A 24260-nucleotide genomic window follows, 5' to 3' on the forward strand; every position below is an offset into this window, starting at 1 on the left:
GGGGAGCAAGCCCCCGGCGAGGAGGATGACTATGCGGGTAGTGGTGACTGGCGGAGCCGGCAATCTCGGAACCAAGCTGCGGCTGGCGCTGGAGACGGCCGACTGGGTGGAGGAGGTCGTCGGCATCGACGTCAGGCCGTTCGAGGCCTCGGGCAAGTCCCGGTCGGTGGTTGCCGATCTCGCCGACCCCGATGACGAGCGCTGGCTGGAGCCGGTCCGCGCCGCCGACGGAATCGTGCACTATGCCTCGGCCAATCCGGCGCCGACCTCGAGCTGGGCCGAATCGGCGAAGTCGTTCGACATGACGGCAAACCTGCTCGAGAACGCCGGCGGCGGCTCGCGGCCGTGCCGGTTCGTCTTCGCCTCGTCCAATCACGCCATGGGCGGCTACAAGGACGATCCGCTGCCGGGGGGCCAGAAGCTCAGGATGGCAACGCCTCAGATGAGCGGCACGCGCTACTGGGACGGACAGATGTATCGCTGGGGCGCCGCCTATGGCGCGACCAAGATGCTGGGCGAGCGCGTCTGCATGGCGCGGGCCCACGCCACCAACGGCCGCATTACCGCGGTTGCGACTCGCATCGGCTGGTGCCAGGGCGGCGCCAACCTCGCGACGACGCTCACCGATGGCGGCGGCGGGGCCGGCGAGCCCGACGCCAGCGGCGCCGCGCGCAACGCCCGGTGGTATCGCGACATGTGGCTCAGCAACGCCGACCACGAGCGGCTGATGATCGCGGCCCTGACCGCCGACGCCAGCAAGTGGCCGGCCCCGGCAATCGTCGTCAACGGCATGTCGAACAATTCGGGCATGCCCTGGGACCTCGAGGACGGACGCGCCTGGATCGGCTACGATCCCCAGGACGACGTCTGGGCCGAGCTCGAGAAGGCGGGGCGCGCCTGACGCTCGCGGGCATTGCCTTCGGAGCCGCCGGCAAGTAATGCGGCACCAGCAGGACGGCGCGCCCGGCGCGCCGCCCGTCACTACAGGGGGAACACAATGAGCTTTGCCGATATCTACGCCCGCGTCGTTGCCTGGATCGGCGCCGGGGCAATTCTCGCCCGCAGCTTCAACGAGCCCAGGCGCGATCCGATCTATGGCGGCACGCCCGCCATTCCCGAGGCCAAGCCGCAGGCGATCCCGACGCTGAAGATGCCGACGGCACGCGGCTGGTCCGGCGACCACAAGCCGACGGCCGCGGCGGGCCTCAAGGTCAACGCCTTCGCCAAGGGCCTGCGCCATCCGCGCTGGATGCACGTGCTGCCCAATGGCGACGTGCTGGTGGCCGAGGCGCTGTCGACGCCGGGCGGAATCAAGACCCCGTTCGACTACGCCATCTACACGACGATGAAGCGCGCCGCCGCGGTGGGTGAAAGCCCCAACCGCATCACGCTGCTGCGCGACGCCGACGGGGACGGCGTAGCCGAGGTGCGCCACACCCTGCTCGAGGGCCTGAACCAGCCATTCGGCATGCAGCTGATCGGCGAGACGCTCTATGTCGGCAACACCGACGGCGTCTATGCCTATCCGTTCAAGCCCGGCGAGACGCGCATCACCGCGCCGGGTAAGAAGCTGATGGACACCAAGCCCGCCGGCCACTGGACGCGCAGCCTGCTGGCCAGCGCCGACAAGACCAAGCTGTATGTCGGGGTCGGCTCGCTCTCCAATATCGCCGAGCATGGCTTCGAAGCGGAGATCGGCCGCGCCTGCATCTATGAACTCGACCTCGCCACCGGTACGCACCGGATCTTCGCCGGCGGCCTGCGCAACCCGGTCGGGCTCGCCTTCGAGCCGACCACCGGCGAGCTGTGGACCGTGGTCAACGAGCGCGACGGCATCGGCGACGAGACGCCGCCCGACTACCTGACCTCGGTCAAGAACGGCGGCTTCTACGGCTGGCCCTATTCGTACTGGGGCCAGATCGTCGATCACCGCGTGCCGCAGGATCCAGCCATGGTGGCCAAGGCCACGGCACCCGACTATGCGCTGGGCGGGCATACAGCTTCGCTGGGCCTGTGCTGGCTGCCCGAAGGCACGCTGCCGGGCTTTCCCGACGGCATGGCCATCGGCCAGCACGGCTCGTGGAACCGCTCGACGCTGTCGGGCTACAAGCTGGCCTTCGTGCCCTTCGTCAACGGCAAGCCGACCGGGACGCCGCGCGAAATCCTGACCGGGTTCCTCTCGCCCGACGAGAAGGAGTCGTACGGCCGGCCGGTCGGCGTGGTGATCGGTCCGGATGGTGCGGTGCTGATGGCCGACGACGTCGGCGACGTGATCTGGCGCGTGACGGGCGCCTGAGCCCGCTACTCGTGATCCGCCCAGTTGCCGCGCGATCCGCGCGGCATGGCGCTGAGGGCGCCGAGCAGGCGGTTCAGCAGGGCGTTCTCGCGCGGCTGGTCGGTCGCCTGGCTCTGCAGCTGCACCAGCAGGGCCGAGGTGGTGTTGAGCCGGGCGCAGGCGATGGTCGCGATTTGCAGCGCCAGCTCGGGATGCTGCATCAGCACTTCGATCGCCTCGTCGACGACGCGCACGGTGCTCTGCGTCTCGGCGACAACCGTGGCGCTGTGCGGGGTGCCAAGCAGGACCGCCATCTCGCCGACGATCGCGCCGGGCTGGTCGATCGTCGCCAGGGTCACCCCGCCGCGCGTGACCTTCAGCTTCCCGCTCTCGAGAATGTAGAGCTGTCCGGAACGAGTGCCTTCGGTCGTCAGCTGCGTGCCCGGAGCCAGGGTCTCGAGCGGCAGGGCGACGGTGAGGGCGGCAAGGCCGGGCATGGCGCAAATCTCCGTTGGCGCGCCAGAGTTGCATGGCGCACGCCTCGAACGGAAGAGGGCAAACAGGGGCCACTAACGCCTCGTTAAGCCTACCGTCATGTCAACCAGGTCCGTTCACCAAAAGTAACCATCAATCCCCCTAGCTTGGGTCGCGAAAGCACGTCCGCCCAGTCTACCGGCGGATTCGTATGGGGGCATAGAATGATCAAGAACGGCCTCGGCAGGTCGGCCCGGTTCGGGCTGTTCGCGGTGGCGCTGGCGCTGGGCGGGACCTCGCTCTCGGCCTGCAGTTCGATCGGCTACTCGAGCTTCGGTCAGAACAAGCTCGAGGTCGCCGAACTCAAGAACATCGGCGACTACACGGCCGAGCGGGCTTTGTCCGAGGGGCGTGCCCATTTCCGCAACTCCGACTTCGGCTACTCGGCCGCGCTCTACAAGCGCGCCGTGGAACTGAACCCCGGCAATGCCGAGGGCTATGTCGGGCTGTCGGCCTCCTACGACCGGCTCGGCCGGTTCGACCTCGCCGATCGCGTCTATGCCTCGCTGTACAAGCTCTCCGGCGGCACCGCCCAGTACTACAACAACCTGGGCTATTCCTTCATGCTGCGCGGCAAGCTGAGCGAGGCGCTGGCGAATTTCCGCAAGGCCCAGGCGATCGACCCGGAGAACCTCGTGGTCGCCAACAATATCCAGATCCTCAAGGACGCAGCGGCCTCTCGCGCCTGAGCCGAACGAGAGGCAGAGCCCGGATACGGCCCTGCCGCGCGCCGACAGGCGTGGGACCACGACTAGGGTGTCGCCGGAGGCGTCGTGGTGGGGGTGGTCGAGGTCGTGGCCTCGGTGCCGACGACGCCGTTCTTGCCCAAGCCCGTGGTCGTATTCATCGACGGCTTGGACGGATTGATCGTCTGCATGGCCATGTTGGCCTTCACGGCATTGCCGGCGACATAGCCGACGCGGTCGGTATGCTGGGCGTAGTCGTAGGCGCAGCCGCCGAGCAGCAGGGTGGCGCCAAGACCAAAGGCGCCGGCGAGCTTTGTGGTCGGTGTCGCGCTCAACTGCCGCTCCCCAGGTCGATGATGTAGCCGTAGGGCCCGACAACGCCGGCACCGGTCTGGAAGTTCTTGATCATCTTGGGCGTCACTTCCATCTGGCCGAGCGCGAAGAACTCGAAGTCGTTGGCCGGCTGGGTCTGGTCGAGCGGAGTCGCAGCGACCTGGCCGGGCACCATCGGCTGCACCAGCCGGGGGGTGACGATGACGACCAGCTCGGTATCGTGCTTCTGGAAACCGGACGACTTGAACAGCGAGCCCAGCACCGGCACATCGCCCAGCCACGGCAACTGGTTCTGGCTCAGCTGGGAGTCGTTCTGCAGCAGCCCGGCCACTGAGAAGCTCTGGCCGTCGCGCAGTTCGACCGTCGCGTCGAGCTTGCGGGTGTTGAAGACCGGATCGCTATCCTTGGTGATCGTCACCCCGCTGACCTCGGGCGTGAGATGAATCTGGATGCGGTCGTTGTCGAGCACCTGCGGGGTGAAGATCAGCCGGACGCCGAACTCGCGATATTCGAGCGCTGCGTTGCCGTTGTTGTCGACCACGCGGATCGGCACCTCGCCGCCGGCGAGGAAGCTCGCCTTGACGCCGGACAGCGTGGTGAGGTTCGGTTCGGCCAGGGTGCGGACCAGCGCCTTGCCCTCGAGCGCATTAATGGTAGCGCTGAGACCGACGCCGCCGCCCGAGAGCACCTGGGTGACGAAGCTCGAGAACTTGGTGGCGTCGCCCGCCGGATTGGCGGCGCCGCCCATGACGTTGACGCCCACCCCGCCGATGCTGCCCTCCCACTGGATGCCGAGCTGGCGGCCGGCGTCGCGCTGCGCCTCGAGGATGCGGACCTCGAGATTGACCTGGCGGCCGCCGGTGACGGTCATGGTGTTGATCACTGCCGGGCTGCCGTATTGGCCGACGATCTCGAGCACCTTGCCCATCGTCACGTCGTCAGGGACGGTGCCGCCAACCCGGATGCGGCCATTGACGGTCGAGACCTTGACGTCGGCGTTGGGTACGGCGGCCTTGATCGACCGGTTCATGTCGGCAACGTCGGCGCCGACCTCGACCGCCAGCAGGCCGACCGGCGCGCCGGTATCGGAGAACAGGTTCACCGTCGTGGTGCCGAAGCTCTTGCCCACGAGGTAGAGCGAGCGATCGGTGATCGGCTGTGCGTCGGCAATGGTGGGGTCGGCCGAGACGATCTTGCCGACCGCGTCGGAGATGACCACCGTCACCGCCTGCGACACCGGCAGGTTGATCCGCATCACCGAGGTGGTCTTGAGGTCGTACTTGACGGTCTGCGCCGCGGCCGGGCTCGCGCCGAAGGCGACCATGCCCAACAGCAGGGCGATCACCGCACCCATCACCGCCCGGGCCGAAGCCCCCTGTTGCCTACCCGCCGCCAATTTCGCCCCGTCCGCCAGTCAAACCAAGCCCTTTGCGCAAGCGTACCGCCGTTCGGTCAACGCCCGCTTAATGTCATGCACGATCAGTTCGCCCAGAACGGGCTGGAAATGCGGATGGCCTCGTTGGCGGCGCGCACCCCGTCGTCGGCGGCCTCGGCCACGTCCGCCGTGGGACGCAGCACCAGCGACAGCCGGCCGTTGAGCGTCGCCGAAATGATCACCTCGGCCTGCTCGGGAGCGAGCGCCAGGGTCGCGATGGCACTCGAGAAGGTGCCGGGAACCGCATCCGCGGCGTCCTCGCCCTGCGGCTTGTCGCTGTCGCCGCTGTTCCTGCTCTCGCTCTTCGGCTTGGCGCCGGCCGTTTCGCCGATCGTGCTGTTGATGGCGAGCACCTTGACGTTGCGCAGGATCGTGCTCGAGGCCTGCTTGGCGCCGACGGTGGTGGTGAGCACCACGTCGACCCGGTCGTTGGGCAGGATGAAGCCACCCGAGGCGGATTCCGCGCTCACCGCCACCGAAACACCGCGCGTGCCCGGATCGAGCACGGCGGACAGGAAGCCGCGGTCGGCGCGTGCCAGCTTGATCTCGCGGATCGGCTCGCCGGGGAAGAACTCGTAGCGCGCCACGGCGCCGCTCATGGTCTCGAGCGCATCGGGGGCGGCGGTCTGGAGCAGGAAGTCCGGGCGCGTCGTGTCCTCCGGCCACTCGACCCACTCGACCGAGGCGGGCGAGAGGCGCTGGCCGACGGCGATGGCGGTCCTGGCCACCAGCACCTGAACCTTGGGTTCCTCCACCACCTGCGTGATGGTCTGCGGCGCGGGGGCCGCGGCGATGACGGGCGCCTCCGCGGGTGGCGCACCCTGCTGCATGGCAAGGAACGCCGCCGTGCCGCCGGCAATCAGCGCCACGGCGATGAGGGCGATGTTGGCGGGCTTGAACAGGTGCCGCCAGCGGCCGGTGGCCCCCTCGTCCTCGTCGCTGGCCGCGACCGACTGCAGGACTTCGGCCCGCCAGCGATCGATGTTGCGGCGATGCTCCGGCGACATCTGCGGCTGCTGCGCAATCTCCTCGCGCCAGCGCTGCGCGGTGGCGTCCTCGGCCATCGGCGCGGGTTCCGGGTCGGAGGGCGGTGAGGGCTCAGCGGCCTCAGACTTCAGGGTGCCGAGGCCACGACGCTGCGCGAGGGTGCGGGGAATGACGTCCTCCCGGCCCGCAGGCTCGTCCCTGAGCACGATCTTTTCCGAACGCCGAAGCAAATGCCCCTCCTGGGAACAGCCAAGATACGGGACACTACCGGTTGTCGATGTCCGAGTGCCCCATGCCCATCTAAAGGAAAAAGCCTCACTGCTTCGTCCCATTTCATGCCCCGAGGTTTATCGTTCGTCGCCAGACACGGTTAACCTTATCGGACCGTAGAAACCTGTCGCTGCCGGGCGGCGTTGGCGCTATTGAGCCCGGATGGACACCTCCTCCCGCCACGAGATCTTCCTTGTCGCCCCGCCCGGGCTCGAGGCGCCACTATATGCCGAGGCAGTCGAGCGGGGATTTGCCGGCGCCCGCATCGGCGAGGGCGGCGTGACCGTCGAGGGGCCCTGGGACGAGGCGTGGCGCGCCAATCTCGAGTTGCGCGGCGCCAGCCGCGTGCTGGTGCGCATTGCCAGCTTTCGCGCCATGCACCTGGCGCAGCTCGACAAGCGGGCCCGCAAGCTGGCGTGGTCCGAGGTGCTGCGCGCGGATCGTCCGGTGCAGGTCGAGGCGACCTGCCGGCGCTCGAAGATCTACCACTCCGGGGCCGCGGCGCAGCGCATCGCGACTGCCATCCGGGAGGAGCTGGGCGCGCCGATCGCGGCGGATGCACAGGTGGTCGTCAAGGCACGGATCGAGGACGATCTCGTGACGATCAGTGTCGATACGTCCGGCGAGATGCTGCACAAGGAGGCGGTCAATCGGGCGCCGATGCGGGAGACGCTGGCGGCGCTGTTCCTGCGCCAGGCCGGCTATGACGGCAGCGGGCCGGTGTTCGACCCGATGTGCGGCTCGGGGACGTTCGTGATCGAGGCGGCCGAGATGGCGGCGGGGCTGAAGCCGGGGCGGGACCGGCGCTTTGCCTTCGAGCAGCTGGCCAATTTCGATGCGGCCGCCTGGGCGGCGATGCGGACGGCGGGGGCGAACGGGGTGCCGGTGGCGCGGTTTTACGGCAGCGACCGCGATCCGGGAGCGATCCGGATGAGCCGGGCCAATGCCGAGCGGGCTGGAGTTGCCGACTGGACCAGCTTTGCCGAGGCCGATATCGCCGACATCGTGCCGCCGGAGGGGGCGCCGGGGCTGGTGATCGTCAACCCGCCCTATGGGGCGCGGATCGGCGAACGAGGCGCCGTGACCCCGCTCTACCGCACGCTGGGGCGCAGCCTCGCCCGGTTCAGCGGCTGGCGAGTGGCGCTGATCACCACCGAGGCGGGGCTCGCCAGGGCCACCGGCCTGCCGTTCGCGGCGCCGTACCCGCCCGTGTCGCATGGCGGCATCAGGGTCAGCCTGTTCGTCACGCCGCCGCTGAAATAGGCGCTAGTCGCGGAACGCGGCCTCCTCGGGGCGGCCGAACATGTCGTCGCGGGCGATGGTGAAGCCGGGCTGCTCGGGCAGGTGCAGGGCCGAGAGGATGCGGCTGAACACGTCGCCCTCGGGCTTGCCGCCGTGTTTGCGGGCCTGCTCGACGAGGAGCGAGGAGGTGGCATCGAGCCGGCACGCCATCAGATAGGCGATGCGGAAGGCGAAATCGGCGTCCTGCGACAGGGTCGAGCGCGCATCGGCAAACACCCGCACGGTGCTGGGCTGCCGCGCCTTGACCGTGGCGCTGGTCGGCGTGCCGAGCACCACCGACATCTCGCCCACCACCGAGAACGGCCGCGACACCGTGGCGATGTCGACCCCGTCGCGCACCACGCCGAGCTCACCCTCCTCGAGCACGTAGAGCGTGCCGCCCGGCTCGCCCTGGCGGATCAGCACGTCGCCGGGCGCCAGCCGGAGGGTGGAATAGGACGCGGCAGGCGCAGCAGGGCTCGACATCGTCGCTCTCGATCATGGCCGGGGAGTATCGAGGCAAACCCTATCCCGTTGCGCCGGCTATGGAAAGAGGCGTGCCGAAGCGCCCGACGGCCGGAAGCCTCGGGGGATGGCAGGCCAGTGGGACAGCGCGCCGGTGGGGCTTTGCCCCTCACGCGGTCGTCCGCAGGAAGGTGGAGCATCGCCCCACCGGCGCGGCCGGGGTTTTGGGCTTATGGCACGCGGACCGGGGCGCATCCCCTGCCGCATCGCGAGACCGGTGGGTATCGACGGATCGCCGTGCACGAAGCTCTGCGCGACGCCGCTACCCGCTGCCCATGCCTTGGCAGCTTCCGGTCCGTGATGGCGCCGGCATGGCGCCACCCCGCGTTGACAGCGGCTTCACCGGCGAACCGGCGCCTGCCGCGCGTGCTTTGGGCCTCGGTGGCGGCGACCCGCCACCGACCCGTCCACCTCCCCGCAGCCGTTCGTCTCGACTCCGTCCCGTGCGGGAAGGCCGGGGCAGTATGAGGGGGCAGGAAGCGAGGGGGATTAGTTTTTCTTGCCGGCGCCGCGCAGCATCTTGGGATCGCGCAGTACCGCGCCCACGGGCAGCAGGTGCGGCGGCGGGTTCACCGAGCCGTAGAGCCGCTTCAGCTCGCGCAGGCGGGCCAGCTCGTCATTGCCGCGCGCCTTGGCGACGAGCCCGTCCCAGGCGTCCTCGGCATAGTCCGGCGAGGGCGGCTTGCCTTCGCTGGCCTGGCGGTAGCCGTCATCGTAACCGGCCGCATAGCGGGAAAGCATCAGCCTGATCATGAAGGCCCGGTTGCCGTCGCGCTGGCGGTCCCGCGTCGTGACGGGGTTGGCCGCGCTGCCCGGCGGCAACAGGCGCAGCACCGGGCGCGCCGGACCATCGAGCATCCACACGGTGCATTTGCGCTCGGCCGACCAGCCCGAATGCGCCGCCTCGAACGCCTCGAGCCCGGCCACCGCCTGCCCCAGCGCCACGGCCAGCCCCTGGTGATCGAGCGGAGCGCCCTTGCCCGCCTTCCCGCCGGGGAGGGTGATGGACTGCCCCTCCCGCCCAAGCAGCTTCCTGGCCTCCCGGCAAAGGGTTCGCGAGAGCCGCACGGTCTCCTCGGGCACAGCCGCACCCGGCCGCGCCCGCTCCACCTGCTTCAACAGCGCGGCAAGGCGAGGATAGAGCCGCTCATGGGTGGCGATGAGGGTTTCGGTGAGGGTGATGGGCACGATCGCGCCTCCGCTGTGGGTGAAACGGCGGAGGATACGGCGGGTGGGAGGGGGTGGGGATAAGGGAAGTCCGCTATTGGCCCAAAGGGGACGCTCGGACCCCATCGCCCGTATCTAGGGTGTGGGGTCCGTCAGGCTTTCAATCAGGAGGAGCGTGACGTGCGCGCCCTGCACGGCATTGTTCCTGCTTTGTTCCTGTGCTAAATATAGCATTGTCACCGCATTATAGGTGGACGCAGACACCTGCTCATGGGACACGGATGATTGGATGGGACAAAGAGTCCCGGTGCGAGTCGCGGGGGCGGTCGATATGTTGCCGGAGCTCAATCCGGAGCGAGCGCTGATCTTCAGGATAGTCCACCGGGACAACCTCCCATGGATACTCGGTCATGGCGTCCATTGCAGGAATTCTCAGGTTTTCGACCCGCAATACGTCAACATCGGTAATCCCGACCTCATCGACAAGCGGCACGGCAGGACCGTTTCGCACGCCCCAGGCGGAACGTTGAGCGACTACGTACCGTTCTATTTTACCCCGCTTTCGCCCATGCTCCTCAACATCAAGACGGGGTACAACGGCATTAAGAAAAGAGACAATACTGAGATAGTAATTATGGTCTCGTCTCTTCCCCACCTTGAAAAGAATGGCATACCTTATCTGTTTACCGATCGTCACGCCTATCTCGTTGCAGCCAAATTTAGTGATGATCCGGCCGATCTTTCCATGATTGACTGGGGGATATTGCAGAATCGTGACTTTAAGCGAGATCCGGACGACCTCGGGAAGGTCGAGCGCTACCAAGCAGAAGCACTGGTCCACAAAAGCGTTGGTGTGAATGGGCTACTGGGGTTTGCTTGTTGCAACCCAACCGTTCGAGATGAAATTCAGGGCATCGTCGATGAACACAGGGTTCAATTGAAGGTGCTGGCTAAGGGGGGGTGGTACTTCTGATGATGACGTTCACCGAGGGAAACCTGCTGAAGTCTGACGCCGAGGCTCTGGTCAATACCGTCAACACCGTTGGTGTGATGGGCAAGGGCATCGCTCTGATGTTCAAGGAGGCATTCCCAGAGAATTTTCGGGAATATGAAGCTGCTTCGAAGGAGCAGCGCATCACCGTTGGAAAGATGTTCGTTACCCGCCGAGATCAGCTCTTGGGCCCGAGGTGGATTGTAAACTTCCCGACCAAGCAACATTGGAGGAATCCCTCGAAGATTGAGTGGATTCGCTCGGGCCTGGAGGACTTGAAGGCGTTCATACGCGCCAACGAAATTCGGTCAATCGCTATCCCTCCACTGGGCAGCGGCAATGGTGGTTTGCAGTGGCCTGATGTTCGAGAGGTCATTCAAGAGGTATTGGGTGACGTTGATGCGGACATTATCGTCTACGAACCTACCAATAAGTACCAGAATGTCGCCAAGAGAACCGGCGTTCAGAAGCTAACTCCAGCACGGGCATTGGTCGCGGAGCTGGTGCGTCGATACAGCATTCTGGGTTTGGAGTGCACGTTGCTTGAGGTGCAGAAACTCGCCTATTTTCTGGAGCGAATGATTGTTCGAACCGGTTCGAGCAATCCTCTCGACCTTAGGTTCGAAGCCAACAAGTTTGGTCCATATGCGAATAGGCTGACACACCTCCTAGATGGCCTGGATGGTAGCTATCTGCACTGCGACAAGCGATTGGCTGACGCTGGTGCATTGGACACGATTTGGTTCGACGAGGGCAAGAAGGCTCAGGTCGCGCTTTATCTTAACACCGAAGCCAAGCAGTACTCTGACGCACTTGAGCAGACCTCCGACCTAATCGACGGTTTTGAATCGCCCCTCGGCATGGAGCTGCTGGCGACCGTGGACTGGCTGCTTGCCGACGGTGTCGCTCCCGATGTCGGTTCGATTCAGTCGGCCTTGTCTGATTGGCCCGGCGGACGCAAAGCTGGGGAGCGTAAGCTAGCGTTATTCGACAAGCGGATGATTGGCTTGGCTATCGATCGATTGGTGACTATCGCTGCTTAGCCGCCCCGCGACTAATGATGGGGCGTGGGGGGTCGCTTTTGGCGCAAAGCGGTCATCTATGCCCACCCCCCAACCACCCTTGCCAACCGCCCCCATCCGTCCCACTCTCACCCCTGCACAGGTGGGGGCTCGTGTGCTCGTTGGTCGGGCAAAGGGGAGGGCCTCGGATGACGTCTGTGAACGATTCCAGTGCTTCAGGTGAACGCCGTGCGCTCGGCCGGGACGAGCGCTTGACCCGTCGCGCCGTCCTGTTCGGGTCGGTGGCGGGGGTCGGGGCGCTGGCGCTCAGTGCTTGTGCGCCGGCGGGGATGAGTCGGGCGCAGGCGGAAGTGGCCTATGGGCCGGTGCCCAGTGAGCGGTTCCCGATCCCGGCGGTCAACCTCAACAAGGTCGACGAGAAGTACCTGCGCCGCACGGTGAGCTACGCCAGCAAGGAGGCGGTGGGGACGATCATCGTCGATCCGCGGGCCCACTATGTCTATCGCATCGAGGGCGACGGCATGGCCACGCGCTACGGCGTCAGCGTCGGGCGGCAGGGGTTCTTGTGGAGCGGCGACGCCTATATCGGGCGCAAGGCCGAATGGCCGGTGTGGACACCGCCTGAGGAGATGATCAAGCGGCAGCCGGAGGCGGCCAAGTACGCCGGCGGCATGGCGCCCGGCCTCGACAATCCGCTCGGCGCCCGGGTGCTCTATCTCTACCAGGACGGGCGCTACACGCTCTACACGCTCTACAGCACCAGCCACCCCGAAACGATCGGCAAGGGCATTTCGAGCGGCTGCATCGGCTTTCTGACCCAGGACATGCTCGATCTCTACGAACGCACGCCGGTGAATACCAAGGTGATCGTGCTCAAGGCCTGAGGCGGAGCGATTCACCTTCCGATCGAAACGCTGATGGTCGGGCTCCCCTCCCCTTGAGGGGGGTTAGGGGTGGGGGTCCATCGGTGATCGCGGCACCACCCCCTCCCTCAATCCCTCCCTCAAGGGGGAGGGAGGCGATGACTGAGCGATTCCACAAAAGGATGAAATGCCCGGGGCGAGCGGAGATGGGCTACTCGTCGCCCATTTTCAGCGCCTGGATGAACGCCTCCTGCGGGATCTCGACGCTGCCGAACTGGCGCATGCGCTTCTTACCAGCTTTTTGTTTCTCCAGCAGTTTGCGCTTGCGGGTGGCGTCGCCGCCATAGCACTTGGCGGTCACGTCCTTGCGCATGGCGCGGACGGTTTCGCGGGCGATGATCTTGCCGCCGATGGCGGCCTGGATCGGGATGACGAACAGGTGCGGGGGGATCAGCTCCTTGAGCTTTTCGCACATCTGGCGGCCGCGCGATTCCGCGGCGTTGCGGTGCACCAGCATGGACAGGGCGTCGACGGGCTCGGCATTGACGAGGATCGACAGCTTCACCAGGTCGCCGGCGCGGTAGTCGGACAGCTGGTAGTCGAAGCTGGCATAGCCGGCCGAGATCGACTTGAGCCGGTCGTAGAAGTCGAACACGACCTCGTTGAGCGGCAGGTCGTATTCGACCATGGCGCGGTTGCCGACATAGGTCATGTTGCGCTGGATGCCGCGCCGGTCCTGGCAGAGCTTCAGGATCGAGCCGAGATATTCGTCCGGGGTGAGGATCGTCGCCTTGATCCAGGGCTCGCGGATTTCCTCGATCTTGACCACGTCCGGCATGTCGGCCGGGTTGTGCAGCTGGATCGTCTCGCCGTTGGTGAGCTCGATCTCGTAGACCACGCTCGGCGCGGTGGCGATGAGGTCGAGGTCGAACTCGCGGGAGAGGCGCTCCTGGATGATCTCGAGGTGCAGCAGGCCCAGAAAGCCGCAGCGGAAGCCGAAGCCCAGCGCGGCCGAGGTTTCCATCTCGTACGAAAAGCTCGCGTCGTTGAGGCGGAGCTTGCCCATGGCCTCGCGCAGTTCCTCGAAGTCCGAGGCATCGACGGGGAACAGGCCGCAGAACACGACGGGCTGGGCCGGGCGGAAGCCGGGCAGCGCGTGCTCGGTGGGCTTCCTATCATCGGTGATGGTGTCGCCGACATTGGTATCGGCCACCTGCTTGATCGAGGCGGTGAACATGCCGATCTCGCCGGGGCCGAGGCTGTCGACGGTGACCAGCTTGGGCGTGAACACGCCGACGCGGTCGAGCTCGTAGGTGGCGCCGGAGGCCATCATCCGGATCTTCTGGCCCTTCCGGATGGTGCCGTCGACGACGCGGATGAGGACGACGACGCCGAGATAGGTGTCGTACCAGCTGTCGACGAGCAGGGCCTTGAGCGGGGCATCGAGCTTGCCCTGCGGCGCGGGCAGGCGGTGCACGATGGCTTCGAGCACGGTGTCGATGCCGATGCCGGTCTTGGCCGAGATCTCGAGCGCGTCGGAGGCATCGAGCCCGATCACGTCCTCGATCTGCTGCTTGACGCGCGGGATATCGGCGGCGGGGAGGTCGACCTTGTTCAGGACGGGGACGATCTCGTGGTTGGCATCGAGCGCGTGGTAGACGTTGGCCAGCGTCTGCGCCTCGACGCCCTGGCTGGCGTCGACGACCAGCAGCGAGCCTTCCACGGCCGACATCGAGCGGGAAACTTCATAGGCGAAGTCGACGTGGCCGGGCGTGTCGATGAGGTTGAGGATATAGGTCTCGCCGTTCTTCGCCTTGTACGAGAGCCGGACGGTCTGCGCCTTGATGGTGATGCCGCGCTCGCGCTCGATATCCATCGAGTCGAGCACCTGCTCCTTCATCTCGCGCGCATCGAGCCCGCCGGTCAGCTGGATCAGCCGGTCGGCAAGCGTGGATTTCCCATGGTCGATGTGGGCGACGATGGAGAAATTGCGAATGTGGTCGAGGGGCACGGACATGCAGGATTCCAGATGCGCGCTACGCGCCGCTTGCTGCGCCTGATAGCAGAGGGGCGGGGCGGGGCAAAGATGGTTTATGGGGGGTTAACAGTGCGGGGGACGCAGGGTTAACGGCACGCCCTTCGCCCGAGACGTGCTATTGGTGGCCAGGGGCCGGGGCGGAAGGGTCCGATCCGGGCAGCATGGGGGACGACATGGCCGACGGCAGCGACTACGCAGTGCGTTTCGAAATCGACTATCCCGGCCGGATGGACCGGCTGACCACGCTGCTGCGGCTGATCTGGGCGATCCCGATCCTGATCCTGTTCGGGCTGATCACCAATACCGGCGGCGGCTATCAATATGTCGACGCGGCCGGCAAGGCGGTGCAGTCGGGCGGCGGCGGCATCACCGCGGGGCTGTTCGTCGCCACCGTGCTGATGCTGGTGGTCCGGCAGAAATACCCGCGCTGGTGGTTCGATTTCGGCGTCGAGCTGGCGCGCTTCAGTGCGCGGGTGAGCGCCTACCTGTTCCTGCTCACCGACAAGTATCCGTCGACCACCGAGGCCCAGTCGGTGCACATCGAGGTCGACTATCCCGACGCCATGCAACTGAACCGCTGGCTGCCGCTGGTGAAATGACTGCTCGCCATCCCGCACTACATCGTGCTGGCGGTCCTGAGCATCCTGGCGGTGCTGGCGACGATCCTCGCCTGGTTCGCGATCCTGTTCACCGGGAGCTATCCGCGCGGGCTGTTCGATTTCGTCGTCGGCGTGGGGCGCTGGGCGGCGCGCGTCTGGGCCTATGCGTTCCTGCTGGTGACGGACACCTATCCGCCGTTCAGCCTGCGCTGAGCCCACGGGGGCGCCGGATCACGGGAGCCGGCACGCGGTTTTGAACAGGCGCGCGGTGGCCTGTAAGCAATTGTAAACCCTGGCGCTCGCAAGAGTTGGCCGCGGTCTCGTCGCGCGAGCGCCGCGGCTTCGACAGTTGCCAGGGGATGCACATGCTCAGGATATCCGCCACCATCGCCCTGCTGCTGGTGGCGACGGCGGCTACGGCAGAGGAATGGCGCTACGAAGGCGGCGCGGTGCCGATCGCCTATGTCGACAACGGCGCCGCGCAGTTCCAGTTCGCGTGTCGCGGCGGCGACCTGGCCATGGGCTTCTGGGTCCGCTCGCCGAGCAAGGCGGTCGCCGCGGCGGCCGCGATGAACATGGCGATCACGCCGGACCCCGGCAAGGGAGCCGGCGACCCCGCGGCGAACACGAGTTATGCCCAGGACATGCCGCTCATCCACAGCGACGGCAGCTCGATGATCGTGCGCGGTCCGGTGGCCCGGCAATGGGCCCGCATCGCGCAGCAGGCGAAGGCGGCGATCCGGGTCGCGTATGTGCACAAGGACGCAGCGGGCAAGCTGCACGTCTTCGACGGCAACGAGTTCGGCGCAAAGGGCTCGTCGGGGGCCATACGGCAGGTGCTCGACCGCTGCGGCTGACGGGGCCCGGTCACTTCGGCGCAACCCGGAACGCCCACGCGCGTTGGCAGGCGATGCGGATCGCCCTCGCCACCCTGCTGCTGCTGCTCGCAAGCCTGCCCGCCCAGGCGCAGCAGGCCACCCCTCCCCTGCCGGAACCGCGACCGAGCGCAACCGGCCTCGCTGGCATCACGCCCGCCCCGCCCGAGCCGCCGATCGTACCGCTGCCGCGCCATCGCCCTGCCGCACCGACGGCGCCGGCGGCCGGCGCCGAGCGCCAGGGCGAACGCTACGGACCGCCCACCAATCCCGATGCACGCTCAACGGGGTCGACCGAGCCGCCCGCGCCGACGCGCATCTACCAGACGGCCTGTCCGGCAGTGCTGCTGGGACGGATCGAGGCCGAGGCGCTGCCGCCGATCCGCGAGAACGGGCAATGCGGCACGCCATCACCCCTGTCGGTGACGGGGGTGGTGGCGAATGGACGCATGGTGCCGGTCTCGGGCGGCGTACAGACCGACTGCGGGGTGGCCTCGGCGCTGCCGGGCTGGATCGAGTCGATCGACGGCTACCTGCTGGCCCGGGACAATACCCGCATCGCCGAGGTGCTGGTCGGCACGTCCTACATGTGCCGCAACGTCAACAATGCCGGCGAGGGCAAGCTCAGCTTCCATGCCTTTGCCGATGCGCTCGACGTGGTCGGGTTTCGGCTCGAGGACGGACGCACCGTGACGGTCGAGGCCGGCTGGGCCGACGCGCTGTCAGCGGAGGGCCGACTGCTGCGCTTTGCGCATGACTCGGCCTGCGCCCACTTCACCACCGTGCTCGGACCGGAGGCGAATGCGCTGCATCGCGACCACCTGCATGTCGATCTCGGCTGCCACGGCAAGGCCTGCACGGCGCGGCTGTGCGAGTAGCCGACGGGCCGCGATCAGGCCGCGTCGTCGTCGCGACGCGGGTGGTGGATGGGCAGGTCGGCCCAATCGCGCGGCGTGAAGTCCACCGACCAGTCGCGGGTGCGGGGCTTGCCTGCCGAAGGCTCGCGGCGGCGCTTGAACAGTTCTCTCATCTTCATCTTCTCTCTCCCCGTTCGGGGTCAGGGGCGGCGATCTATGCGGCCGTGGCTGAACCGACCATGAACCGCCCGTCAGCCGATGGCCTCAGCCGAGCAGGCAACGATCGCTGGCGGGGTGGTGGACGGGCAGGTCCGCGAGTTCGCGGGCGCTCATGCCGGCGAGCGGGTCCGAAGGCGGATCATGGCTCAGCAGCTCGCCCAGCCAGAGACGGACGACCATGAAGATTTTGTGCATTTTCGAACCTCCTCTTGAGCAGGATCGCGCCTGATATGAGCGCAGAGGCTGCGATCGACAATCGACAAGAGTTCGACGCATCTTTAGATTATCTATATGGCAAACCCCTTCCCCATTCCCCTGAACGCGCTGCGCGCCATCGAGATCGTGGCCCGTCGCGGCGCCCTGGCGCCGGCGGCCGAGGAGCTGGGGGTCACGCCCGGCGCGGTCAGCCAGCACCTGCGCCGGGCCGAGGAGCGGCTGGGGATCGAGCTGTTCAAGCGGACCGCACAGGGCCTGAAGCCGACGGCGGCGCTGCGCCAGGTGATGCCGCAGCTGACGGCCGGCTTCAACGCGCTGGCCGATGGCATTGCCGGCCTCAAGGGCGGCGACGAGCATGTGCTGACGCTGACCGTGGGCAGCGTCTTCGCCTCGCGCTGGCTGATCTGGCGCATCGCCAAGTTCAACCACCTGCATCCGGACATCGAGGTGCGGCTCGTGGTCACCGGCACGATGATCGACCTTGCTCATTCCGACATCGATGTCGGCATCCGCTTCGGGCGCGGCAGCTGGCCGGGCGTGCGCTCCGAGCTGGTAGGCGGATCGCGCTACAGTCCCGTGGTCGCCCCTCCCCTGGCCCGGCGCCTGCGGACCCCGGCCGATCTCCGGCACCTGCCGCTGATCCGCGACACGGCCTCGATGCTGCCGTGGGAACCGTGGTTCGCCGCGGCCGGGATCGCCCCGATCCCGCTCGGCGGTCCGCGCTATGACGACCCCACGCTGGCCTTCGACGCGGCGATCTCGGAACAGGGGGCGCTGATGGCGGTCGACCTGATGTCGGCCGATGCGGTGAGCGACGGCCGGCTGGTGCGGCCGTTCGACATCCACGTCGACAGCGACGTCGGCTACTGGCTGATCGTTGCGGAGGGCCGACGGATGCCGCGCAAGGTGCAGCTGTTCCGCGACTGGTTGCGCGCGGAAGTGCCGGACTCCGCCGCGGGCTATGTCGACCAGGCGCGGCGGGGCCACGGTGGTGGGAAGGTGGCGCGCAGCCCCGGATGACGGGTCCTGTCGCGAGGCTGAACCCCTCGGCCAAGCTCTGCCAAGTCGCTTGCGCTCCTGGCGACGCTACCCTCTCCCCTCAGGGGCGCGGGGTCGCGCACCGCCCCTCTTGAAGCGACCCGATCCACAGTTTAGAAGAGTTCTAAACTGAATGGATAACTGGCCATGCTTGCACGCTTTCTCCAGCCGAACCGGCGCGATTTCTCCTCTCTCGACGAACGCGAGATCCTGTCGCTGGCGGTGGGGTCCGAGGAAGAGGATGGCGCCATCTACGCGGAACTCGCGGTGCGCCTTGCCGACCGCTATCCGGCAACGGCGCGCGTCTTCGAGGGCATGGCCGCCGAGGAGGACGGGCATCGGCGCCGCCTGCTCGACCTCTATGTCGAAAAGTTCGGGCCGCGCCTGGTGCCGATCCGGCGCGAGCACGTGCGCGGCTACATCGCGCGCAAGCCGATCTGGCTGACCCAGGCCATGAGCCTCGAGCAGGTGCGCCAGCTGGCCTGGGAGATGGAGGAGGGGGCGGCCTCCTTCTACGCCGAGGCGGCACGGCAGGCGACCGATGCCGGGGTGCGCAAGCTGCTCGGCGATCTTGCCGTCGACGAGCGCAAGCATGCCCACCTGGCCGACCGGCTGGAAACCGAGTCGCTCGGGCCCGAGGAGCGCTCGGCCGAAAAGAGCGAGGAGCACCGCCAGTTCGTGCTGACCTACGTGCAGCCGGGGCTGGCCGGCCTGATGGACGGCTCGGTGTCGACGCTGGCCCCGGTGTTCGCGGCGGCCTTCGCCACCGGCGACACCTGGTCGACCTTCCTCGTCGGCCTCGCCGCGGCGGTGGGCGCCGGCATTTCCATGGGCTTCACCGAGGCCGCCGCCGATGACGGCAAGCTGACCGGCCGGGGCTCGCCGATCACGCGCGGTGTGGTCACCGGATTGATGACGACGCTGGGCGGGCTCGGGCACGCCCTGCCCTACCTGATCCCGCATTTCTGGACGGCGACGGGCGCGGCCGCGGTGGTGGTGGTGATCGAACTGTGGGCCATCGCCTTCATCCAGAACCGCTACATGCAGACCCCGTTCTGGCGTGCGGCGCTGCAGGTCGTGCTGGGCGGCGCGCTGGTGTTTGCCGCCGGCATCCTGATCGGCAGCGCCTGACGGTCCTTCCCGGGGTCGCGAAAGGCCCCCTCACCCGGCCCTTCGGGCCGACCTCTCCCCCAGAGGGAGAGGTGGTGGCGTGGCGTGATCGTGCCGCTGGCAGAGGGCGCGGCGTCACGGCGGGCAAGGGGTCGGCCTTCCCAGGAGGGTCAAAGCAGGATCACCCCGGATCAACGCGTCCGGTTACTCGAAACAGCCGCGGCTGTCGCTGCGGCGTCGCCTCAGTTGGCGACGACGAAGAACACCACCAGCGTCAGGACGGCGAACAGGACCACCAGGTAGGGCCAGGCCAGCAGGTGCAGTTCCCGCTGCGGCGCGAGCGGATGGTCGAGCGTCTCGTGGCGAATGACGGCCATCATGGCCTCCAGTCGATTGACCCGAGGCAGCAGGATAGCATCGCGCGCCGTGCGGCTGAAGTGTCAGACGCCGCCGCGCGCCTTCACGAGTTCGCGCATGGCCGCGGCCTCGGGCGACGCCTCGGCGGCAAGGCCCGCGGCTACGCCAGCCCGATCGGCTTCGACGCGGTTCTGGCTGGCCTTGAACTTGCCCTCGAGCCCCGAAATCTCGATCTCGATGCCGACGATGCCCTTGAGCTGGCCGGCGATGAACGCATCGGGCGCGTCGGAGACGGCCCAGGGCTGCGGGCGCCCGCCCTCGTGCCGATCGGTCAGGGCGGCGACATTGGCCAGCAGCCAGCCGGCATCCTCGACCACCCGCGCCGTACCGCGCGCCTGCACCACGGCGTAGTTCCAGGTCGGGACGACTTTGCCGTCCACGGCCTTCTGCGGGTACCAGCTGGGGGTGATGTAGTGCTCGGCGCCCTGGAACACGACGAGCGCCCCGGGCGCCTCCGCCAGCGCCTGCCACTGCGCGTTGGCGCGCGACAGGTGGGCGCGCAGCGTGCCGAACCGCCCCTCGCCCGGATAGAGCATGAAGGGGATCGGGTTGGCGAGGAGGCCGGCCGCGCCACCCGAGATCAGCAGCCCGAGCGGATGGGCGGCGATGAACGCCTGCTGGGTCGCGACGTCGGTCTCGCGGAAGGCGGGGGGCTGGTACATGGCGGACCTCGGACAAATCTCGTTTTCGACGACACCACCGGCGTCATCCGCCAAAGCGGCGGATCTCCGTCCGGCCACACGCGCCGCAGACAGAGGTTCCCGCTTTCGCGGGAATGACCCGGTGCGTGGGGCAGGCGAGTCGGTACTTCAGGCCGGCTGAACGGCAGTTGAACCGTGATCGGCGGCAATCAGGCTCGCCGCCTTCGACCCGATCGCCATGGCGATGGCGTTGGTGTTGGCGGAGGGGATGGCGGGGATGATCGAGCAGTCGATGACGCGCAGGTTCTCGACGCCGCGCACTTTCAGGCGCGCATCGACCACGGCCGTGGGGTCGTCGTCGCGCCCCATCCTGAGGCTGCCCGACGGGTGATAGTTGGTCTTGACCGTCTCGTGCGCGAAGCGGGTCATGCCGGCCAGGTCGGTGACGCCGGGGCCGGGGAGAGTCTCCTCCTTGATCTTCGACAGGAAGGGCTCGGTCGCGAGGATCTTGCGGGCAAAGCGCATGGACGCGAGCGTGAGCCGCAGGTCCTCGGGGTCGCCGAAGAAGTTGCAGTCGACCAGCGGCTGGGCCGCCGGATCGGCCGAGCGCAGCCTGACCGTGCCGCGCGCCCTGGGGCGGAGCAGGCACGAGGTCAGGGTGACGCCCCAGGTGGGCCTGGCCTTCGACACGTCGCGGTCCTGGTAGACGATCGGCGCGCAGTAGAGCTGGATGGTCGGCCGGTCGCCGCCGTCCGGATCGTAGAACAGGCAGGATTCGATGCCCGTGGTGGTCACCGGCCCGGAGTTGAACAGGATGTATTGCAGGCCATTGCGGATCATCGGCCAGCCGCGGTCCTGGCCGAAATAGCCGGACCTGCCTTTCGTCGTGGCGATGACCGGCACCTCGTGGTGGTCCATGAGGTTTTCGCCCACGCCCATGAGGTCGGCGACGACCGGGATCTGGAAATCGCCGAGGTGATCGGCCGGGCCGATACCGGAGAGCATCAGCAGCTTGGCCGAGTTGTAGGTGCCGGCGCCGACCAGCACTTCGCGCCCCGCCCGCGCCTCGTGCGGATCGCCATGGCGCGTATAGGCGACGCCGACGGCGCGGCCGTGCTCGATGAGGATGCGGTCGACGCGCGCATCGGTGACGATGGTCAGCCGCTTGTCACGGCGCAGAGGATCGAGGAAGGCCTTCCTGGCGTCGGAGCGCCGGCGGTAGCGGCCCCACTGGCCGTAGGTGTGCTGCATGAGGCCCACCCCGTTCTGCCGCTCGCCGTTGAAATCGGGATTGTAGGCGTGGCCCAGCCCCTGCGCGGCGAGGAGGAAATCCTCGGTCGTGTCGGAGATGTAGCCCGGTTCGGAGACGCGCAGGTTGCCGGAAATGCCGTGGTAGCGGTTGTTGAAGCGCGCGTTGTGCTCGAGCGCTGTCCAGTGCGGCAGGAGGTCCTCGTAGCTCCACTCGCCGGTATGGCCCAGGCCGGCGGCCCAGCCGTCGTAATCCTCCTTCTGGCCGCGCATATAGACCATGGCGTTGACCGCGCTGCCGCCGCCGAGGGCCTTGGCCACCGGGACGATGGGCGCGCGACCGCCCAGTTGCGGCTGCGGCACGGTGCGGTGCATCTCGAGGAAGGTGTCCCGGGCGAGGTATTTCATGTACCCGGCCGGCATCGCCATGATGGGGTTGGTGGCGCGCGGCCCGCGCTCGATCATCAGCACGGAGAAGCCGAAGTCGCGGACCAGCCGCATGGCGGCCACGGATGAGGCCGAGCCGCCCCCCACGATGATGAAATCGAAACTGCGCTCGGCCATCCGCCACTCCTCGACTGCAGCGTTCTAGCCGAGAAGCGGGCGCAAGTGGACCCCCGGGGGGCCCGGTCCCGCATCAGGCGTAGGCGATGCGCAGGCGCAGGCCGGTGCGGCTCAGGGTCAGGAAGGCGAAGAAGCCGGCGAGCAGGGCGGTGACGAACTGATAGCCCTCGCCGGCCGCGACCGCGGGGACGGTGGTGGCGATGACGGTGGCGACGTAGCGCACGAGGAAGATTGCCAGCAGCACGAACAGCGACACCCAGTCGCCCTTGACCAGCACGACGCCGCGGCTGACCTGCGTCGTGCCGGCGCGGCCTTCGATGGCGAGGCCGGCGCTGGTGCCGGCAACGAGGCCGATGCCGAGCCCGACGAGGGCGGCGAGCGATCCGTTGCTCGCCGCAAGGCTCGAAACGGCCAGCGCGAGGATGATCAGCGGCATGAAGACCAGCCGCGCGCTCGAGACGGTGCGATCCTGGGTCCGCTTGAGCCCGATGACGACGATGGCGGCGAGGGCGAGCCAGACCCAGAAGGGCGTGTGGGCGATGATGGCGGACAGGGTGGACATGCGGAACCTCGGAATATGGTGTGCCGCCGGCGCCGTGCCGCGGCTTGCCAGGCCGGAATGGTCCGCATAGCACTAGGTCGCAATCGCCCCTGCGCCAGCCGCCCGGAAACTACGTGAACCGCACTGCCCTGCATTCGGCGCTTCGTGAAATACGGGCGCATTTCAGCAACCTGCGCGTGCTCGGCGCGATGCTGGTCGTCGCCGTGGTGCTGGCGCTGGCCGGCCCGTTCGGCACGAGCGACTCGATGACCCTGGGCGCCCGCTTCGCCTACTGGGCGGCGATCGTTGCGAGCTCCTACGGCCTCGCCTTCTCGGTGTCGCTGCTGATCTCGCACGCCTTCGGCCTCGGCCGGCGCATCACCGCCGTGTGGGCACGCGTGCTGGTGTTCGGCGCCATCGCCGGCGTGCCGGTGACGCTCGCGGTGACGCTGGTCAACGTCATCGCCTACGGCAGGCTGCCGGGCGACGTGCTGACGCTGTGGGCGCAATGCACGCTGATCGGGCTGTGCGTGATGACTATGCTGGAAATCCTCGATGCGTCGATCCGCCAGGCCGCCGCCGAGGCGCCGCCGGCCCCGGCCATGCCGGCCCAGGACGCGCCGGCCGCCCCGCCGGCCATCGTCGCGCGCCTGCCGCATCCGCAGCGCGGCCGGCTGGTGTCGATGTCGGTGGCCGATCACTATGTCGAGGTGACCACCGAGAAGGGGCGCGGGCTGGTGCTGATCCGGCTGGGCGATGCCATGAAAGAGGCCGGGGACGTCCCCGGCCTGCAGATCCACCGTTCGCATTGGGTGGCGCTCGATGCGGTCAGGCGGCTGGTGCGCGTCGACGGCAAGCCCATGCTGGAGCTCACCGACGGGCGCCGCCTGCCGGTGAGCCGCAGCCATGTCGATGCGGTGCGCGCCGCCGGGTTCAACTAGACTCGGGCGCCGACGCGGCGGGCGCGCGCCTGCAGGCGCATGTAGATGGCGGCCGACACCACCAGGCCGAGCGCGATGGCGACCAGCGACGGCGTCCAGCCGGCCTCGGCGCCGAACAGCACGGCGGCCATCCGCCGGCCGGGCAGCAGCGTGAAGCAACCGGCGAGAACCAGCGAGAAGAAGTACAGCCCCTGCATCGCGGCCCGGTGCTCCGCCACCCGGCGGCGCCGGATGGTATAGATGCCGCGGGCGACGCCGACATAGGTGACCACCACGAACAGGTGGATCGGGCTGAACGGTCCGATCAGGCGGATCTCGTTGATGAACAGCGCGCTGGTCGCCACCACCAGCATCAGCACCACCCAGAGGCGGCCCATCAGCCGGTGCAGCGGCGTGCCCTTGCGGCGGAACAGCACGAGGGCGCCGAGGACGAGGGCGCCGATGGCGGCGACGGCGTGGATCTGGACGGCAAGCGGGGCAGTGGCGAGCGGGGTGAGGTTCATGGTCTGGCTCCGGACGTTGGGGTTGTCCGGGCCAATCGGACATGGGGCGCGGCGCGGCAACGCCGACTGCGCGGAACGACGCGC

The 24260-nt window shown here is 67.8% G+C and carries 28 protein-coding genes; 14 read left to right on the top strand and 14 right to left on the bottom strand.

What is annotated here, in order from left to right; translation table 11 throughout:
* Nucleotides 1-25 precede the first annotated feature (25 nt).
* Both J0I99_RS17840 and J0I99_RS17845 read left to right on the top strand, forming a co-directional pair.
* Nucleotides 26-901: an NAD(P)-dependent oxidoreductase gene (locus J0I99_RS17840; protein WP_291398848.1), complete on the top strand. Its 876-nt coding sequence runs from the start codon at nt 26-28 to the stop codon at nt 899-901.
* Between the two features lie 96 nt (nt 902-997).
* Complete coding sequence (locus tag J0I99_RS17845) at nt 998-2296, top strand: sorbosone dehydrogenase family protein (RefSeq protein WP_291398849.1); 1299 nt, start codon at nt 998-1000, stop codon at nt 2294-2296.
* A gap of 5 nt (nt 2297-2301) precedes the next feature.
* Here J0I99_RS17845 and J0I99_RS17850 read toward each other — a convergent pair whose 3' ends face one another.
* A complete protein-coding gene (locus J0I99_RS17850; protein WP_291393207.1) occupies nt 2302-2772 on the bottom strand; it encodes a cyclic nucleotide-binding domain-containing protein in 471 nt (156 codons plus the stop codon).
* A gap of 201 nt (nt 2773-2973) precedes the next feature.
* Here J0I99_RS17850 and J0I99_RS17855 point away from each other — a divergent pair, with 201 nt between their 5' ends.
* Nucleotides 2974-3498, top strand: coding sequence for a tetratricopeptide repeat protein (locus J0I99_RS17855; RefSeq protein ID WP_291393209.1), 525 nt, complete (start codon nt 2974-2976; stop codon nt 3496-3498).
* Nucleotides 3499-3560: 62 nt separating this feature from the next.
* On the opposite strand, the gene J0I99_RS17860 is transcribed toward J0I99_RS17855, so the two are convergent.
* The 3 genes from J0I99_RS17860 to cpaB form a co-directional block, all read right to left on the bottom strand.
* Nucleotides 3561-3830, bottom strand: a complete 270-nt coding sequence (locus tag J0I99_RS17860) for a hypothetical protein (protein ID WP_291398850.1) — start codon at nt 3828-3830, stop codon at nt 3561-3563.
* On the bottom strand, nt 3827-5182 hold the full coding sequence (locus J0I99_RS17865; protein ID WP_291398851.1) for a type II and III secretion system protein family protein: 1356 nt from the start codon (nt 5180-5182) through the stop codon (nt 3827-3829). The genes J0I99_RS17860 and J0I99_RS17865 overlap by 4 nt, the downstream gene beginning before the upstream one ends.
* A 125-nt stretch (nt 5183-5307) precedes the next feature.
* The gene (cpaB, locus tag J0I99_RS17870) at nt 5308-6480 is read right to left on the bottom strand and encodes a Flp pilus assembly protein CpaB (RefSeq protein ID WP_291398852.1); all 1173 of its coding nucleotides are present in this window, start codon (nt 6478-6480) and stop codon (nt 5308-5310) included.
* A 202-nt stretch (nt 6481-6682) separates the two neighbouring features.
* On the opposite strand from cpaB, the gene J0I99_RS17875 reads away from it, so the two are divergent.
* Entirely contained in the window at nt 6683-7783 is a 1101-nt protein-coding gene (locus J0I99_RS17875; protein WP_291398853.1) for a THUMP domain-containing protein, read from the top strand.
* A gap of 3 nt (nt 7784-7786) precedes the next feature.
* Here J0I99_RS17875 and J0I99_RS17880 read toward each other — a convergent pair whose 3' ends face one another.
* Complete coding sequence (locus J0I99_RS17880; RefSeq protein WP_291393219.1) at nt 7787-8287, bottom strand: Crp/Fnr family transcriptional regulator; 501 nt, start codon at nt 8285-8287, stop codon at nt 7787-7789.
* Between the two features lie 528 nt (nt 8288-8815).
* Complete coding sequence (locus J0I99_RS17885; protein WP_291398854.1) at nt 8816-9514, bottom strand: hypothetical protein; 699 nt, start codon at nt 9512-9514, stop codon at nt 8816-8818.
* Between the two features lie 268 nt (nt 9515-9782).
* Here J0I99_RS17885 and J0I99_RS17890 point away from each other — a divergent pair, with 268 nt between their 5' ends.
* The 3 genes from J0I99_RS17890 (at nt 9783) to J0I99_RS17900 (ending at nt 12390) form a co-directional block, all read left to right on the top strand.
* Nucleotides 9783-10466, top strand: coding sequence for a DUF4433 domain-containing protein (locus J0I99_RS17890; protein ID WP_291398855.1), 684 nt, complete (start codon nt 9783-9785; stop codon nt 10464-10466).
* Nucleotides 10466-11527, top strand: coding sequence for a macro domain-containing protein (locus J0I99_RS17895; RefSeq protein ID WP_291398856.1), 1062 nt, complete (start codon nt 10466-10468; stop codon nt 11525-11527). Before J0I99_RS17890 ends, J0I99_RS17895 begins: the two co-directional genes overlap by 1 nt.
* 167 nt (nt 11528-11694) lie before the next feature.
* Nucleotides 11695-12390, top strand: coding sequence for a L,D-transpeptidase (locus tag J0I99_RS17900; RefSeq protein WP_291398857.1), 696 nt, complete (start codon nt 11695-11697; stop codon nt 12388-12390).
* Between the two features lie 190 nt (nt 12391-12580).
* On the opposite strand, the gene lepA is transcribed toward J0I99_RS17900, so the two are convergent.
* Nucleotides 12581-14386, bottom strand: a complete 1806-nt coding sequence (gene lepA, locus J0I99_RS17905; RefSeq protein WP_291398858.1) for a translation elongation factor 4 — start codon at nt 14384-14386, stop codon at nt 12581-12583.
* Between the two features lie 194 nt (nt 14387-14580).
* Between lepA and J0I99_RS17910 the strand changes: the two genes are divergently transcribed.
* The 4 genes from J0I99_RS17910 to J0I99_RS17925 all read left to right on the top strand — a co-directional run bounded on the left by J0I99_RS17910 (nt 14581) and on the right by J0I99_RS17925 (nt 16759).
* Nucleotides 14581-15006: a DUF4389 domain-containing protein gene (locus J0I99_RS17910; protein ID WP_291398859.1), complete on the top strand. Its 426-nt coding sequence runs from the start codon at nt 14581-14583 to the stop codon at nt 15004-15006.
* A gap of 9 nt (nt 15007-15015) precedes the next feature.
* A complete protein-coding gene (locus J0I99_RS17915) occupies nt 15016-15219 on the top strand; it encodes a DUF4389 domain-containing protein (RefSeq protein ID WP_291398881.1) in 204 nt (67 codons plus the stop codon).
* A 152-nt stretch (nt 15220-15371) separates the two neighbouring features.
* The gene (locus J0I99_RS17920) at nt 15372-15863 is read left to right on the top strand and encodes a hypothetical protein (protein ID WP_291398860.1); all 492 of its coding nucleotides are present in this window, start codon (nt 15372-15374) and stop codon (nt 15861-15863) included.
* Nucleotides 15864-15916: 53 nt separating this feature from the next.
* Nucleotides 15917-16759: an extensin family protein gene (locus J0I99_RS17925; RefSeq protein ID WP_291398861.1), complete on the top strand. Its 843-nt coding sequence runs from the start codon at nt 15917-15919 to the stop codon at nt 16757-16759.
* A gap of 14 nt (nt 16760-16773) precedes the next feature.
* Here the strand turns inward: J0I99_RS17925 and J0I99_RS17930 are convergent, their stop codons facing one another.
* Both J0I99_RS17930 and J0I99_RS17935 read right to left on the bottom strand, forming a co-directional pair.
* Nucleotides 16774-16917, bottom strand: coding sequence for a hypothetical protein (locus tag J0I99_RS17930; protein ID WP_291390086.1), 144 nt, complete (start codon nt 16915-16917; stop codon nt 16774-16776).
* An 85-nt stretch (nt 16918-17002) separates the two neighbouring features.
* Nucleotides 17003-17152: a hypothetical protein gene (locus J0I99_RS17935; protein ID WP_291390084.1), complete on the bottom strand. Its 150-nt coding sequence runs from the start codon at nt 17150-17152 to the stop codon at nt 17003-17005.
* Between the two features lie 96 nt (nt 17153-17248).
* Between J0I99_RS17935 and J0I99_RS17940 the strand changes: the two genes are divergently transcribed.
* Both J0I99_RS17940 and mbfA read left to right on the top strand, forming a co-directional pair.
* The gene (locus J0I99_RS17940) at nt 17249-18193 is read left to right on the top strand and encodes a LysR substrate-binding domain-containing protein (protein ID WP_291398862.1); all 945 of its coding nucleotides are present in this window, start codon (nt 17249-17251) and stop codon (nt 18191-18193) included.
* 165 nt (nt 18194-18358) lie between these two features.
* Nucleotides 18359-19342 carry an iron exporter MbfA gene (gene mbfA, locus J0I99_RS17945; protein WP_291398863.1) on the top strand — a complete coding sequence of 328 codons (984 nt, stop codon included), beginning with the start codon at nt 18359-18361 and terminating at the stop codon, nt 19340-19342.
* A 221-nt stretch (nt 19343-19563) separates the two neighbouring features.
* Here the strand turns inward: mbfA and J0I99_RS17950 are convergent, their stop codons facing one another.
* From J0I99_RS17950 to J0I99_RS17965, 4 genes are all read right to left on the bottom strand, one after another.
* On the bottom strand, nt 19564-19698 hold the full coding sequence (locus J0I99_RS17950) for a hypothetical protein (RefSeq protein ID WP_291390703.1): 135 nt from the start codon (nt 19696-19698) through the stop codon (nt 19564-19566).
* Between the two features lie 63 nt (nt 19699-19761).
* Nucleotides 19762-20400: an FMN-binding negative transcriptional regulator gene (locus tag J0I99_RS17955; protein WP_291398864.1), complete on the bottom strand. Its 639-nt coding sequence runs from the start codon at nt 20398-20400 to the stop codon at nt 19762-19764.
* Between the two features lie 147 nt (nt 20401-20547).
* Nucleotides 20548-22191 (bottom strand): GMC family oxidoreductase, encoded by a 1644-nt coding sequence (locus J0I99_RS17960; RefSeq protein ID WP_291398865.1) that lies wholly within the window; start codon nt 22189-22191, stop codon nt 20548-20550.
* A gap of 73 nt (nt 22192-22264) precedes the next feature.
* The gene (locus J0I99_RS17965) at nt 22265-22753 is read right to left on the bottom strand and encodes a DUF6622 family protein (RefSeq protein WP_291398866.1); all 489 of its coding nucleotides are present in this window, start codon (nt 22751-22753) and stop codon (nt 22265-22267) included.
* A 113-nt stretch (nt 22754-22866) separates the two neighbouring features.
* Here J0I99_RS17965 and J0I99_RS17970 point away from each other — a divergent pair, with 113 nt between their 5' ends.
* Nucleotides 22867-23673, top strand: a complete 807-nt coding sequence (locus tag J0I99_RS17970; RefSeq protein ID WP_291398867.1) for a LytTR family DNA-binding domain-containing protein — start codon at nt 22867-22869, stop codon at nt 23671-23673.
* Here the strand turns inward: J0I99_RS17970 and J0I99_RS17975 are convergent.
* Nucleotides 23670-24176, bottom strand: a complete 507-nt coding sequence (locus J0I99_RS17975; protein WP_291398868.1) for a DUF2306 domain-containing protein — start codon at nt 24174-24176, stop codon at nt 23670-23672. The two genes, J0I99_RS17970 and J0I99_RS17975, sit on opposite strands and share 4 nt — an antisense overlap.
* Nucleotides 24177-24260: the final 84 nt, after the last annotated feature.

The organism is Devosia sp. (genome assembly GCF_017307495.1).
GTDB lineage: Bacteria > Pseudomonadota > Alphaproteobacteria > Rhizobiales > Devosiaceae > Devosia_A.

Coding starts and splice junctions, on each gene's coding strand:
- J0I99_RS17840 (WP_291398848.1), top strand. CDS start 26: ATGACTATGCGGGTAGTGGTGACTGGCGGAGCCGGCAATCTCGGAACC.
- J0I99_RS17845 (WP_291398849.1), top strand. CDS start 998: ATGAGCTTTGCCGATATCTACGCCCGCGTCGTTGCCTGGATCGGCGCC.
- J0I99_RS17850 (WP_291393207.1), bottom strand. CDS start 2,772: ATGCCCGGCCTTGCCGCCCTCACCGTCGCCCTGCCGCTCGAGACCCTG.
- J0I99_RS17855 (WP_291393209.1), top strand. CDS start 2,974: ATGATCAAGAACGGCCTCGGCAGGTCGGCCCGGTTCGGGCTGTTCGCG.
- J0I99_RS17865 (WP_291398851.1), bottom strand. CDS start 5,182: ATGGGTGCGGTGATCGCCCTGCTGTTGGGCATGGTCGCCTTCGGCGCG.
- J0I99_RS17875 (WP_291398853.1), top strand. CDS start 6,683: ATGGACACCTCCTCCCGCCACGAGATCTTCCTTGTCGCCCCGCCCGGG.
- J0I99_RS17880 (WP_291393219.1), bottom strand. CDS start 8,287: ATGTCGAGCCCTGCTGCGCCTGCCGCGTCCTATTCCACCCTCCGGCTG.
- J0I99_RS17890 (WP_291398855.1), top strand. CDS start 9,783: ATGGGACAAAGAGTCCCGGTGCGAGTCGCGGGGGCGGTCGATATGTTG.
- J0I99_RS17895 (WP_291398856.1), top strand. CDS start 10,466: ATGATGACGTTCACCGAGGGAAACCTGCTGAAGTCTGACGCCGAGGCT.
- J0I99_RS17900 (WP_291398857.1), top strand. CDS start 11,695: ATGACGTCTGTGAACGATTCCAGTGCTTCAGGTGAACGCCGTGCGCTC.
- lepA (WP_291398858.1), bottom strand. CDS start 14,386: ATGTCCGTGCCCCTCGACCACATTCGCAATTTCTCCATCGTCGCCCAC.
- J0I99_RS17910 (WP_291398859.1), top strand. CDS start 14,581: ATGGCCGACGGCAGCGACTACGCAGTGCGTTTCGAAATCGACTATCCC.
- J0I99_RS17920 (WP_291398860.1), top strand. CDS start 15,372: ATGCTCAGGATATCCGCCACCATCGCCCTGCTGCTGGTGGCGACGGCG.
- J0I99_RS17925 (WP_291398861.1), top strand. CDS start 15,917: ATGCGGATCGCCCTCGCCACCCTGCTGCTGCTGCTCGCAAGCCTGCCC.
- J0I99_RS17930 (WP_291390086.1), bottom strand. CDS start 16,917: ATGAAGATGAGAGAACTGTTCAAGCGCCGCCGCGAGCCTTCGGCAGGC.
- J0I99_RS17935 (WP_291390084.1), bottom strand. CDS start 17,152: ATGCACAAAATCTTCATGGTCGTCCGTCTCTGGCTGGGCGAGCTGCTG.
- J0I99_RS17940 (WP_291398862.1), top strand. CDS start 17,249: ATGGCAAACCCCTTCCCCATTCCCCTGAACGCGCTGCGCGCCATCGAG.
- mbfA (WP_291398863.1), top strand. CDS start 18,359: ATGCTTGCACGCTTTCTCCAGCCGAACCGGCGCGATTTCTCCTCTCTC.
- J0I99_RS17950 (WP_291390703.1), bottom strand. CDS start 19,698: ATGGCCGTCATTCGCCACGAGACGCTCGACCATCCGCTCGCGCCGCAG.
- J0I99_RS17955 (WP_291398864.1), bottom strand. CDS start 20,400: ATGTACCAGCCCCCCGCCTTCCGCGAGACCGACGTCGCGACCCAGCAG.
- J0I99_RS17960 (WP_291398865.1), bottom strand. CDS start 22,191: ATGGCCGAGCGCAGTTTCGATTTCATCATCGTGGGGGGCGGCTCGGCC.
- J0I99_RS17965 (WP_291398866.1), bottom strand. CDS start 22,753: ATGTCCACCCTGTCCGCCATCATCGCCCACACGCCCTTCTGGGTCTGG.
- J0I99_RS17975 (WP_291398868.1), bottom strand. CDS start 24,176: ATGAACCTCACCCCGCTCGCCACTGCCCCGCTTGCCGTCCAGATCCAC.